The following is a 12,614-nucleotide window of genomic DNA, read 5'->3' on the forward strand; positions in this document are numbered from 1 at the left end:
GGAAGCCCCCGCGGCGCAGGGCGCCGGCGGTGCGCAGCGCGGCCGGCGCGTCCAGCCCGTGGGCGTGGGCCAGCAGGTACTCGGCCGATCCATCTGCAACCGCACCCAGGCGTCCATCTGCATCGCGCTGGACCGCGCAATGCCGGGGCAGGTCGAGCAGGGCCCGGCACTCGGCGAGTTGCTGCAGGGTGTCGGGGGACGGGGTTTCCTGGCGCAGGTCGCCGGCTTCCAGCGAGTCGGTCGAGCCCAGGTCGGGCAGCAGGTCCTCCTGGTCGTCCAGCCGCGAATGCAGCGACAGGCCCGAGCCGGCCCTCGGCAGCCGGTTGTGGATGATCGACAGGCTGCCCGCGAACGGGTGTACATCGGGCAGCGACCGGCACTTTCCCGGTGCGCCTGCGCGCGTGGAAAAGGGGCCGACAAACAGGGACGGGCTGCTGGAACTGCGGGACATGACAAGCATGGGGGCTGGCCTGGGCGGGGGATGCTAGAAACTAGGCAAGCGTCGCCGCGCCCGCAGGATGCAATCGCGACAAGGCCACGCACGGGTCAGCTGACGTTGTCGAAGTTGCCCCTTGTGCACGCTTGCCCGCACCCGCTAGCCTGCGTGCATGACTACGTCCCCGCTTCGCATTCTCATCCACGGCGCGTCCGGCCGCATGGGCCAGGCCCTGCTGCGGCTGGCGGCAGAGCGCGACGACCTGCAGGTCGTCGCCGCCATCACCCGCCGTTCGCCGGCCCAGCGCGTGGTCGAAGGCGTGCCGCATTTCGCCGCCAGCGAACTGCACGGCGCACCGCCGTTCGACGTCGCCATCGACTTCAGCCTGCCGGAGGGATTCGACCCGGTGCTGGCCCTGTGCGTGGAGCGTGGGGCAGGGCTGGTGTCCGGTACTACCGGGATCAGCGAAACCCAGCGCCAGGCGCTGATCCAGGCCGCCGGCCGGATCCCGCTGGTGTGGGCGTCCAACTTCTCGCTGGGCGTGGCCGTGCTCGACGAGCTGGTCGAGCGCGCGGCCGCCGCATTGGCCGGTTGGGACTGCGACATCGTCGAATCGCACCACGTGCACAAGCAGGACGCGCCGTCGGGAACCGCGCTGACCCTGGGCGCTGCGGCGCAGAAGGGCGGCGCGCAGCCGCATTACGCCAGCCTGCGGGCCGGGGACATCGTCGGCGAGCACCTGGTCCAGTTCACCGGCCTGGGCGAGCGCATCGAGCTGACCCACCGCGCCACCAACCGCGACATCTTCGCCCGCGGCGCGCTGTTTGCCGCCGTTCAGCTGAATGGACGCCCGGCAGGGAGTTATCGGGTACGGGATCTGCTGGCGGGGAAAGACAGCTGAACGAGGCAGGGGATGGCGGGACACGCGTGGCGTGTCGCTACGCCGCCTTGAACCTGCCGTGTAGGGACACGCCATGCGTGTCCACGCAGTCCGACGCCCTCCGGCGCTGAATACGCGTTGCCACTGGCGCCCGGGTGACCTTCCCATTACAATTCCCGCTCGCCGAATCACGACAGCCGGACCGGTCCCGCACCGCAGTCCGCGCTTTTTTGCAACCGCTTTTCCGTGAAGCGTGGCGTGACTTCGGCGACCCCCTCGGTAGCCAAAGTGAGATTCCCGTGACCCAAGCCGCAATCCTCGTCCTCGAAGACGGCACCGTATTCGAGGGCGAATCCGTAGGCGCGCCCGGCCTGTCCGTCGGTGAAGTGGTGTTCAACACCGCCATGACCGGTTACCAGGAAGTGCTGACTGATCCCTCCTACGCACGGCAGATGGTCACGCTGACCTACCCGCATATCGGCAACACCGGCATGACCGACCAGGACGACGAGGCCCGCAAGGTGTGGTCGGCCGGCCTGATCGTGCGCGACGTGCCGCGCCGTCCCAGCAACTGGCGCAGCCAGGTGTCGCTGCAGGACTGGCTGCTGCAGCGTGGCGTGGTCGCCATTTCCGGGATCGACACCCGCAAGCTCACCCGCATCCTGCGCGAACGCGGCGCGCAGAACGGCGCCCTGATGGCCGGCGACGACCTCAACGTGGACGTGGCGCTGGAAGCAGCGCGCAAGTTCCCGGGCCTGAAGGGCATGGACCTGGCCAAGGTGACCAGCACCGAAAAGGCATACAGCTGGAACGAGGGCCAGCTCGACCTGGATTCGAACACGTTCGTCAGCGCCGCCCCGCAGTACAAGGTGGTGGCCTATGACTTCGGCGCCAAGCTGAACATCCTGCGCATGCTCGCCGAGCGCGGCTGCGACATCACCGTGGTGCCGGCGCAGACCCCGGCCGCCGAGGTGCTGGCGATGAATCCGGACGGCGTGTTCCTGTCCAACGGCCCGGGTGACCCGGAGCCGTGCGACTACGCCATCGAGGCGATCAAGGTGTTCCTGGACAAGCAGCTGCCGGTGTTCGGCATCTGCCTCGGCCACCAGCTGCTGGCGCTGGCCTCCGGTGCCAAGACGGTCAAGATGGGCCATGGCCACCACGGCGCCAACCACCCGGTGCAGGACCTGGACGACGGCCGGGTGATGATCACCTCGCAGAACCACGGCTTCGCGGTGGACGAAGCGACCCTGCCGGCCACCCTGCGCGTGACCCACCGTTCGCTGTTCGACGGCACCAACCAGGGCATCGCGCGCACCGACGTGCCGGCGTTCTCGTTCCAGGGTCACCCGGAAGCTTCGCCGGGCCCGCACGATGTCAGCCCGCTGTTCGACCGTTTCATTGCCCTGATGGCGCAGGCCAAGGCCTGACCGGCGGCAGCGCGACGGATCGCGTGCACCTGCACTGCCGCTGCCCTGGGCGCGGCGCTGCAGCCCTGAAGTTTCCTGATCGACAGCGTGCGATCACCCCCGACACGCTGTACAGACCTAGAGAAGACAATGCCAAAGCGCACTGACCTTAAGACCATCCTCATCATCGGCGCGGGCCCGATCGTCATCGGCCAGGCCTGCGAGTTCGACTACTCCGGCGCCCAGGCCTGCAAGGCCCTGCGCGACGAGGGCTACCGCGTGGTGCTGGTCAACAGCAACCCGGCCACCATCATGACCGACCCGGAAATGGCCGACGCGGTCTACATCGAGCCGATCAACTGGCAGACGGTCGAAAAGATCATCGCCAAGGAGAAGCCCGACGCGCTGCTGCCGACCATGGGCGGCCAGACCGCGCTGAACTGCGCGCTGGACCTGGCCGACCACGGCGTGCTGGAGAAGTACAATGTCGAGCTGATCGGCGCCAAGCGCGACGCGATCCGCATGGCCGAAGACCGCGAGCTGTTCCGCGTGGCCATGGGCGAGATCGGCCTGGAGTGCCCGACCGCCGCGGTCGCGCACACCCTTGAAGAAGCCATCGAGATCCAGACCCGCGTCGGCTACCCGACCATCATCCGCCCCAGCTTCACCCTGGGCGGCAGCGGTGGCGGCATCGCCTACAACCGCGAAGAGCTGGTCGATATCGTGACCCGCGGCCTGGAACTGTCGCCGACCACCGAAGTGCTGGTGGAAGAATCGGTGCTGGGCTGGAAGGAATTCGAAATGGAGGTGGTGCGCGACACCGCCGACAACTGCATCATCGTCTGCTCGATCGAGAACCTGGACCCGATGGGCGTGCACACCGGTGACTCGATCACCGTGGCCCCGGCGCAGACCCTGACCGACAAGGAATACCAGCGCCTGCGCGATGCCTCCATCGCCGTGCTGCGCAAGATCGGCGTGGATACCGGCGGTTCGAACGTGCAGTTCGGCATCAGCCCGACCACCGGTCGCGTGGTGGTGATCGAAATGAACCCGCGCGTGTCGCGTTCGTCGGCGCTGGCTTCCAAGGCCACCGGCTTCCCGATCGCCAAGGTCGCCGCCAAGCTGGCGGTGGGTTACACCCTGGACGAACTGAAGAACGAAATCACCGGCGGCCTGACCCCGGCGTCGTTCGAGCCGTCGATCGATTACGTCGTCACCAAGATCCCGCGCTTCGCCTTCGAGAAGTTCCCGGCCGCCGACGCGCGCCTGACCACCCAGATGAAGTCGGTGGGCGAGGTGATGGCGATGGGCCGCACCTTCCAGGAATCGCTGCAGAAGGCCCTGCGTGGCCTGGAAACCGGCAAGATCGGCCTCGACCCGACCGGCCTGGACCTGGCCAGCGAAGACGACATCACCACCCTGAAGCGCGAACTCAAGGCCCCGGGCCCGGAGCGCCTGTTCTTCGTGGGTGATGCGTTCCGCGCCGGCTTCAGCGTGGAAGAAGTGTTCGCGCTGTCGCATATCGACCCGTGGTTCCTGGACCAGATCGAAGAGATCATCCAGGCCGAAACCCAGGTGGCTGCCGAAGGCATCGACGCACTCGACGCCGCGCGCCTGCGCAAGCTCAAGCGCGCCGGTTTCTCCGATGCGCGCCTGGCCGAACTAACCGGCACCAACGAAGCGGCGGTACGTGCGCTGCGCCGTGCGCACAAGGTGCGCCCGGTGTACAAGCGCGTGGACTCCTGCGCGGCCGAATTCGGTGCCAGCACCGCCTACCTGTATTCGACCTACGAGGACGAATGCGAAGCCGCGCCGAGCAACCGCGACAAGATCATGATCCTGGGCGGTGGTCCGAACCGCATCGGCCAGGGCATCGAATTCGACTACTGCTGCGTGCATGCCGCGCTGGCGCTGCGCGATGATGGCTTCGAAACCATCATGGTCAACTGCAACCCGGAAACCGTGTCGACCGACTACGACACCTCCGACCGCCTGTACTTCGAGCCGCTGACGCTGGAAGACGTGCTGGAAATCGTCGAGCTGGAACAGCCCAAGGGCGTGATCGTGCAGTACGGCGGCCAGACCCCGCTGAAGCTGGCGCGCGCGCTGGAAGCCAACGGTGTGCCGGTGATCGGCACCTCGCCGGACTCCATCGACCTGGCCGAAGACCGCGAGCGCTTCCAGCAGCTGGTCGACAAGCTGGGCCTGAAGCAGCCGCCGAACCGGATTGCCCGCAACGACCAGGAAGCGCTGCTGCTGGCCCGCGAGATCGGCTACCCGCTGGTGGTGCGTCCGAGCTACGTGCTTGGTGGCCGCGCGATGGAAATCGTCTACGGCGAAGCCGACCTGGCGCGTTACGTGCGCGACGCGGTCAAGGTCTCCAACGATTCGCCGGTGCTGCTGGACCGCTTCCTCGACAACGCGGTGGAAGTGGACGTGGACATCATTGCCGACAAGGACGGCAACGTGCTGATCGGCGGCGTGATGGAACACATCGAGGAAGCCGGCGTGCATTCGGGCGATTCGTCCTGCTCGCTGCCGCCGTACTCGCTGTCGGCCGAAACCCAGGCCGAGCTGCGCCGCCAGGTGGTGGAGCTGGCCAAGGCCCTGAACGTGGTCGGGCTGATGAACACCCAGTTCGCGATCCAGGCCGGCGACAACGGCGAGGACATCGTGTACCTGCTGGAAGTGAACCCGCGTGCTTCGCGCACCGTGCCGTTCGTGTCCAAGGCCACCGGCATGCCGCTGGCCAAGATCGCCGCGCGCTGCATGGCCGGCAAGACCCTGGCCGAGCAGGGCGCGACCAAGGAGATCGTGCCGGACTACTACTCGGTCAAGGAAGCGATCTTCCCGTTCGCCAAGTTCCAGGGCGTGGACCCGATCCTCGGGCCGGAAATGCGCTCCACCGGTGAAGTCATGGGCGTCGGCCGCAGCTTCAGCGCTGCGTTCGCACGTGCCCAGGAAGCCGGCGGGATCAAGGCGCCGCCGCTGGGCAAGGCCTTCGTGTCGGTCCGCGACCCGGACAAGAAGCGCGTGCTGCCGGTGGCGCAGGCGCTGCTGGAGCGTGGCTACTCGCTGGTGGCCACCCGTGGCACCGCCGCGTGGCTGCAGGAACATGGCATGAGCTGCGAGATCGTCAACAAGGTGGTGGAAGGCCGTCCGCACATCGTCGATTCGATCAAGAACGGCGACATCGTGTATATCGTCAACACCACCGAAGGTCGTGCGGCGATCAACGATTCCTTCTCGATCCGTCGTGAAGCGCTGCAGCACCGCGTGACCTACTCGACCACTATTGCCGGCGCCAAGGCGCTGGTGCAATCCCTGGAATTCCGCGGTACCGGCCCGGTCTGGTCGCTGCAGGAGCTGCACAAGGAGTTGAATGCATGAGAGCCCCGATCACGTTGAAGGGCGCACAGCGCCTGCGCGAGGAGCTGGACCATCTGAAGGGGGTCAAGCGTCCGAAGGTCATCGCTGCGATCGCCGAAGCGCGCGAGCACGGCGACCTGAAGGAAAACGCCGAATACCACGCCGCGCGCGAAGAGCAGGGCTTCATCGAAGGCCGCATCAAGCAGCTGGAAGGTGAGCTGTCGCATGCCGAGATCATCGACATCAGCAAGCTCAACGCCGGCAGCAAGGTCGTGTTCGGTGCCACCGTCGAGCTGGCCGACGTGGAAAGCGATGAAGAGAAGCGCTACCAGATCGTGGGCGACCTCGAGGCCGACATCAAACTCGGCCTGATCGCGATCTCCTCGCCGCTGGCGCGGGCGCTGATCGGCAAGCTGGAAGGCGATGCGGTCACCATCGACGCGCCGGCCGGCAAGCGCGACTACGAAATCGTCAGCGTCCAGTACCTGGACTGAGCCGACCATGGCCACGGCGACGTTGTTGCTGCCCGCGCGCAGCCGCTTCCCCGCGTCGCCGTTGCCGGATGACGTGGCCAGGGCGCTCGGCCGTGCCGAGCGCAGCCATGTCGATGCCGGCGAACGCGCCCAGCTGCAGCGGCATTTCCAGCTGCAACCGGCCGACTGGCCGGTCGCCGCGCTGACCCGGCAGCTCGACGTGGGCGATGCCCACGACGGTGTGTGGCTGCGGGCCGACCCGGCCAACGTGGTGCCGGACATGCACGGCGCGCGGATGATGGGTCATGGCGACACATTGCGACTGGAAGCGGAGGATGTGGCGGCCCTGCTGCCGGCCCTGCAGCCGCTGTTCGCCGGGTATGGATTCAGCCTGGATGCGCCGACGCCGTCGCGCTGGTACCTGCGCCTGCCGCCGGGCACCACGCTGCCGGCCTTCGCCGCTCCCGACGACGTGTTGGGCGATGACCTGTTCGCCTACCTGCCTGAAGGCGATGCCGGGCGCCGTTGGCGCGCGTTGCTGACCGAGGCGCAGGTGGTGTTGCACCAGCATCCCTGGAACGCCCAGCGCGTGGCCGCCGGCAAGCGTGCGGTGAATTCGCTGTGGTTCTGGGGCGGCGGCGAGCTGCCCGGGGCGGTGCGTACCGCGCATGCCCAGGTCCGCAGCCGCGACGCGTTGCTGCAGGCGCTGGCCAAAGCAGCGGGCGTGCAGGCCGATGGCGACCAGCAGGTGGATGCCCTGGTCGACCTGCGCCAGCTGCGATCGCTGGAACAGCTGGGCAATGATGCGATCCGTCCGCTGCTGTCGGCATTGCAGCGCGGCGAACTACGCCGGCTGGTGCTCGACTTCGAGGATGGCGCCCGCTTCGAGCTGGACAAGGGCCAGCGCTGGCGGTTCTGGAAGAAGCCGGTTCAACTTCACGAGGGGTGATCGGTCGTTGGTACCGGGCAGCCACGCAGGGCGTGGCTCTACGCGCTCGGGGGCGCCTGTCATGTGGATTCACGGCGCGTATCATGGTCGCCATCGGCGTTTCCGCTGTTTATCGAGCCCGCTTTGACTTCTCCTGATGCGCTCCAGATCCAACGCCGTCCCGTAGCTGACCTTGGCCAGTGGCCCGGCGACATGTTGCCGTTGCTGCAGCGCCTGTACGCGGCGCGTGGTGTTGTCGATGCGGCACAGGCACAGCCGAAGCTGGCACAGCTGCATGCGCCGGAGCTGATGGGCAGCATGCAGGCCGCGGTGGACCTGCTGGCAGCGGCGATCACCGCCGGCACCCGCATCCTGGTGGTGGGCGACTTCGATTGCGACGGTGCCACCGCATGTGCGGTTGGTGTGCGCGGCCTGCGCATGCTCGGCGCGCGCGATGTGGTCCACGCCGTGCCCAACCGCATGCTGCACGGGTATGGGCTGTCGCCGTCCCTGGTCGCCGAGCTCGCACCGCTGCAGCCGGGCCTGCTGGTCACGGTGGACCATGGCATCGCCTGCCATGCCGGGGTGGCTGCGGCCAAGGCACTGGGCTGGCAGGTGCTGGTCACCGACCACCACCTGCCCGGCGAGCAGTTGCCGCCGGCCGATGCCATCGTCGATCCCAACATCAACGGCGACGCCTTCCCGAGCAAGGCGCTGGCCGGCGTCGGGGTCATCTTCTACGTGCTGATGGCGCTGCGTCGCCACCTGCGCGTGCAGGGTGCCTTTGCAGCGGGCACCGAACCCGACCTCCTTACCCTGCTGGATCTGGTCGCGGTAGGCACCGTCGCCGACCTGGTCGCGCTGGATGCCAACAACCGTGCGCTGGTCGCTGCCGGCCTGCGCCGCCTGCGTGCCGGGCAGGGCTGCGTCGGCCTGCAGGCGCTGATCGAGGCCAGCGGCCGTGACGCGGCCCGCCTGAGCGCCACCGACATCGGCTTCGCGCTGGGGCCACGCTTGAACGCGGCCGGACGCCTGGAGGACATGGCGCTGGGCATCGAGCTGCTGCTCACCGAGGACCGCAGCCAGGCCCGGGAGATCGCGCAGACGCTCGAACAGATCAACGCCGAGCGCCGCGCGGTGCAGCAGCTGATGACCGACGACGCCGAACTGGCGGTTGCAAAGGCCGTGCTGGGTGCCGAGGGTGAGCGCCCGATCGCGGCCTGCCTGTTCGACGCCGAATGGCACCCCGGCGTGGTCGGGCTGGTCGCCTCGAAAATGAAGGACCGCCTGCACCGGCCGGTGATCGCGTTCGCGCCGTCCGAACCGGGCAGCGACTCGCTGCGCGGCTCGGCGCGTTCCATTGCCGGCTTCCACATCCGTGATGCGCTGGCCCTGGTCAATGCGGCGCATCCCGGGCTGATCGACAAGTTCGGCGGCCATGCCATGGCCGCCGGGCTGAGCCTGCCGCATGCGCGGCTGCAGGATTTCCAGCAGGCATTCGTGGCCGTCGTGCGCGCGAGCATGGACCCGGCCGCGCTGCAGCAGCAGCTGCTGAGCGACGGCGAACTGGCCCCGGGCGAACTGGATTTCCGCCATGCCGAAGCATTGCGCCTGGCCGGCCCGTGGGGGCAGGGATTCCCCGAGCCGCTGTTCGACGGCCATTTCCAGGTGGCGCGCTGGCAGGTGCTGAAGGAAAAGCACCTCAAGCTGAGCCTGCGCGTGCCGGGCCGCGCCGAACCGATCAACGCCATCCATTTCAGCGGCTGGCGCGGTACCGCGCCGGCCAACACCGTGCACATCGCCTACCGCCTTGTCAGCGATGACTACCGCGGCAACGGCGCGATCCAGCTGATCGTCGAGCACTGCGCCGACGCGTGATTGGGAAGCCACCTGCTGCGGTGGCAATCCACGAAACGTAGTGTTGCTTCATTATCCGACACGTTGGGTCCGGACGGAGTGGCCAAGGCACTACCGGTTGCTGCATAGGTTGTTCAACGCCGCACAGGCGACATCGGCCGTGTTTCCGTTCTGAACCGGTGATCGCCTCAAGGCGCGTCCTTGACCTCGCTTACCAGAGTCGGCATCTGCCACGCGCCGCCGGCGGCGACCAGGCGGCAGAGGCCCGAGCTGGCTTCTGCGGTCTTGACGAAGCGCGTGCCGTTCCAGACCCAGCTTGCGGTATACCAGCAGTCGCCAAGACCGCGACCCTTGTGCGCCTGTTCGATGCTGCGCACATCGCCGTCCGCCGCAGACGCGGTAACCAGCGTCGGGTGGTATGGGGCATGGTCGTTGACCACCCAGTAGCCGTCACCGGTGTTGTAGGCCGCGCGCCAGCAGTTCTGCGACACCAGCAGCTTGTTCGCGCTGAGGCGCTGTACGGTGATCTGCTGCGGGCCCTCGTCGGCGAACATGCTGTCGTCAGGATGAAGTGCGGCACAGTCGTCGGCGGAAGTTGCAGCGGCCAGCGCTGCACGCAAGGCAGTCGACGTGGCCAGGGCTGCATCGGCGGGACGCGTGGGTGTCGCCTTGACCACGGTGACCACCGGTACCGGAAGCGCCGGCAGCACCGTGGCTTCAGCCCGCGTGCCTTTGCGCACCAGTGCGCCGGGCGTGCCGAGTCGGCCCTGGAACTCGTCCATCTTGAGCAGCACCGCTGAGGCGCCGCGATCGGACACCGTCCAGCGCCGCCCATCTTCGGCGATCAGCACGATGCGGCTGATGCGGGTAAGCGAGGCGAGCAGGGTACTCACCTGGGCCTCGGACAAGGTGGCGGTACCGGCATCCGCGTCGTACTGCAGCGGCGCCGGCGTGGCGTCGTTGATCTGCAGCTGCAGCTGCTTCGGGAGGGTAGTTTCCTCGTACTGGCCGAGCATGAGCTCGGCGCTCACGCGCTGCCCGGGGCCGCCGGGCCGGGTGAGCAGGATCGACACCGGTTCGCTGTCGCCATCGTCGCGCTGGTAGCCCGCCGCGCGGCAGGTGCGGGTGTTGTCGCAGGCCAGGGTCCAGTCCTCGTGGCCGAATTCGAGACCGGAGGGGATGGCCTCGGCGGGAGCGGCATGTACCGCCGGCAGCACGACGACAAGCAGGAGGAGAGAGAGCGACCGGCGCATGCGGAGTCCTTGCAGGGCAACGTTCCTTGGGGCTGGGATCGTGGACTGCCCGGCGGTTCCTGTCCATGACCCTGGCAGGCGGCTGGAACACGCAACCCCGTTTGCCGCGCTGATGCGTTCAACCTGTCGTCATCGGATCGGGAGCGGGACATGGACAACGTGCTGCGCGGTATCAGCTTGGGGTTGCTGCTATGGGTTGGCGGGGGCATGGGCATCCAGCTGGCGGCCGCGCAGCGCGCGGCCGAGCCTGTACTCAAGGTTGCCGGTGCCGAACAGCCGGTGGTGCTGGAGCAGGCGCGGATCGACAGCCATGTGGCCGCCGGCCTGGGCGAGACGCGGATTGAACTGGTATTCCGCAACCCGAACCGGCGCGAGCTGGAAGGCGCGCTGGAGTTTCCGCTGGCCGAGGGCCAGCAGGTGACGGCGTTCGCGCTGGACATCGACGGGAGCCTGCGCGATGCGGTCCCGGTTCCCAAGGCGCAGGGGCGTCAGGTATTTGAAGCGATCGAGCGACGCCAGGTCGACCCGGGGCTGCTCGAACAGACCGTCGGCAACCAGTTCCGCCTGCGCATCTATCCGATTCCGGCACGCGGCACCCGCCGCGTGGCGCTGACCGTGCGCGAGGCATTGCCGGTGGGCGCACACGGCCTGCGCTGGACGCTGCCGCTGCAGTTCGCGCGCAACGCACAGGCGGTGCAGCTGCGGCTGGACGCGGTGGGCACCGGCGTGCCGACTGCGACGGGCAGGGGACCGGTGGCGCTGGCACTGCGTGAAGGGGCCTGGCGGGCAGTGTGGGCCGGGCCTGGCGAATCGCTGCCGGCACAGCTGGGCTGGACCCTGCCGCTGCCACGCGGAGTGGATGCGCTGCGTGGCCACTTCGGTGGCGAGCAATACCTGATGGTGCAGGTCCCGGTGCCGGTGCAGACCCGCGAACGCCCGCTGCCGCGACGGGTGGGCCTGCTCTGGGACGCCTCGGGATCCGCGCGCTCGCGCGATGCCGCCGCCGAGCTGGCGGTGCTGGCGCGCTACTTCAGCGCGATCGGCAATGGCGAGGTGCAGCTGACCGTACTGCGCGACCGCGCCGAGCCGACGCGGCGCTTCGCGATCCGCAATGGCGACTGGAGCGCGCTGCGCCAGTACCTGTCCGCGCTGCCACAGGACGGCGCCAGCGCGCTCGGCGCTTGGACCGCACAGCCCGACATCGACGAATACCTGCTGGTCAGCGATGGGCTGGCCAACTATGGCAAGCGCACGCGGCCCGTGCTGCGCAGCGGGCAACGCCTGTACGCGCTGAGCAGTGCCGGTGCGCGCACCGACACGGACCGCCTTCGCGACTGGACGCGGGCAGGGCATGGTCAGCTGCTGGTGCTGGCCGGTGCCGGCGAGGCTGCGGCCACCGCCGCGCAGCTGCTGCGCGAAGATGCCGCTGATGTCGTGGTCCAGGGCGAAGGGCTGACCGACCTGCACGTGGATGACGCGCGCGCGGGGCAGGGCTGGGTGCGGGTGTTGGCGCGGGTGCAGCGTGCGGATGCGCTGCTGCGCCTGCAGGTGACGACCGCCGATGGCGCGGGTCGAACCGTGACAGTGCCGGTGGCCGATGCGCGCGACACCGGGGGCGCGCTGGTCGCACATGCCTGGGCCGACGCGCAGCGCCGGCACCTGTCCGCAGACCCCGCCACGCATCGCGCGGCCCTGCAGGCGTTGGCGCTGCGCTTCGGGCTGGTCGGGCCAGACACCTCGCTGCTGGTGCTGGAAACCCTGGACGATTACCTGCGCTATGGCATCCGCCCGGCGCCACCCCTGCAGCAGGCGTACGACCGGCTGCATGCGGTCAAGGCCGGGGACGAGGCCGCCGCGCGCCGTGCGCGGCTGGACAACCTCGCTGCGCAATATGCCGAGCGCGACGCCTGGTGGAACCGGGCCTGGCCGAAGGGCGTGCCGCCGTCGGCCGCGCCGCTCAAGCAGCGCTCCGCGCCCATGCACGCCGCAGCACCGGCGCCGCCGTC

At 68.6% G+C, this 12,614-nt stretch carries 9 protein-coding genes; 7 read left to right on the forward strand and 2 right to left on the reverse strand.

Annotated elements, in window-relative coordinates; all coding sequences use genetic code 11:
• On the reverse strand, positions 1 to 460 hold a 460-nt coding region (locus RWO33_RS15525; protein WP_314106038.1), incomplete at its 3' end, for a hypothetical protein.
• A 148-nt stretch (positions 461 to 608) separates the two neighbouring features.
• On the opposite strand from RWO33_RS15525, the gene dapB reads away from it, so the two are divergent.
• From dapB to recJ, 6 genes are all read left to right on the forward strand, one after another.
• Entirely contained in the window at positions 609 to 1,337 is a 729-nt protein-coding gene (gene dapB, locus RWO33_RS15530) for a 4-hydroxy-tetrahydrodipicolinate reductase (protein WP_314106040.1), read from the forward strand.
• Positions 1,338 to 1,615: 278 nt separating this feature from the next.
• Complete coding sequence (gene carA, locus RWO33_RS15535) at positions 1,616 to 2,746, forward strand: glutamine-hydrolyzing carbamoyl-phosphate synthase small subunit (protein WP_314106041.1); 1,131 nt, start codon at positions 1,616 to 1,618, stop codon at positions 2,744 to 2,746.
• Positions 2,747 to 2,875: 129 nt separating this feature from the next.
• Positions 2,876 to 6,118, forward strand: a complete 3,243-nt coding sequence (carB, locus tag RWO33_RS15540; protein ID WP_314106043.1) for a carbamoyl-phosphate synthase large subunit — start codon at positions 2,876 to 2,878, stop codon at positions 6,116 to 6,118.
• 8 nt (positions 6,119 to 6,126) lie between these two features.
• Positions 6,127 to 6,591 carry a transcription elongation factor GreA gene (gene greA, locus RWO33_RS15545; RefSeq protein WP_186308850.1) on the forward strand — a complete coding sequence of 155 codons (465 nt, stop codon included), beginning with the start codon at positions 6,127 to 6,129 and terminating at the stop codon, positions 6,589 to 6,591.
• A 7-nt stretch (positions 6,592 to 6,598) separates the two neighbouring features.
• Complete coding sequence (locus RWO33_RS15550; protein ID WP_314106045.1) at positions 6,599 to 7,519, forward strand: phosphoglycerate mutase; 921 nt, start codon at positions 6,599 to 6,601, stop codon at positions 7,517 to 7,519.
• 123 nt (positions 7,520 to 7,642) lie between these two features.
• Complete coding sequence (gene recJ, locus RWO33_RS15555) at positions 7,643 to 9,376, forward strand: single-stranded-DNA-specific exonuclease RecJ (protein ID WP_314106046.1); 1,734 nt, start codon at positions 7,643 to 7,645, stop codon at positions 9,374 to 9,376.
• A gap of 167 nt (positions 9,377 to 9,543) precedes the next feature.
• On the opposite strand, the gene RWO33_RS15560 is transcribed toward recJ, so the two are convergent.
• Entirely contained in the window at positions 9,544 to 10,608 is a 1,065-nt protein-coding gene (locus RWO33_RS15560; protein WP_314106047.1) for a DUF1176 domain-containing protein, read from the reverse strand.
• Positions 10,609 to 10,758: 150 nt separating this feature from the next.
• Between RWO33_RS15560 and RWO33_RS15565 the strand changes: the two genes are divergently transcribed.
• A partial coding sequence (locus RWO33_RS15565; protein ID WP_314106049.1) for a VIT domain-containing protein occupies positions 10,759 to 12,614 on the forward strand: 1,856 nt, incomplete at its 3' end.

The sequence above is a fragment of the uncultured Stenotrophomonas sp. genome (genome assembly GCF_963519925.1).
GTDB lineage: Bacteria > Pseudomonadota > Gammaproteobacteria > Xanthomonadales > Xanthomonadaceae > Stenotrophomonas > Stenotrophomonas maltophilia_AE.

What these genes read in the sequence shown, in the direction of transcription:
- dapB (WP_314106040.1), top strand. Translation starts at nt 609, where the DNA reads ATGACTACGTCCCCGCTTCGCATTCTCATCCACGGCGCGTCCGGCCGC.
- carB (WP_314106043.1), top strand. Translation starts at nt 2,876, where the DNA reads ATGCCAAAGCGCACTGACCTTAAGACCATCCTCATCATCGGCGCGGGC.
- RWO33_RS15550 (WP_314106045.1), top strand. Translation starts at nt 6,599, where the DNA reads ATGGCCACGGCGACGTTGTTGCTGCCCGCGCGCAGCCGCTTCCCCGCG.
- RWO33_RS15560 (WP_314106047.1), bottom strand. Translation starts at nt 10,608, where the DNA reads ATGCGCCGGTCGCTCTCTCTCCTCCTGCTTGTCGTCGTGCTGCCGGCG.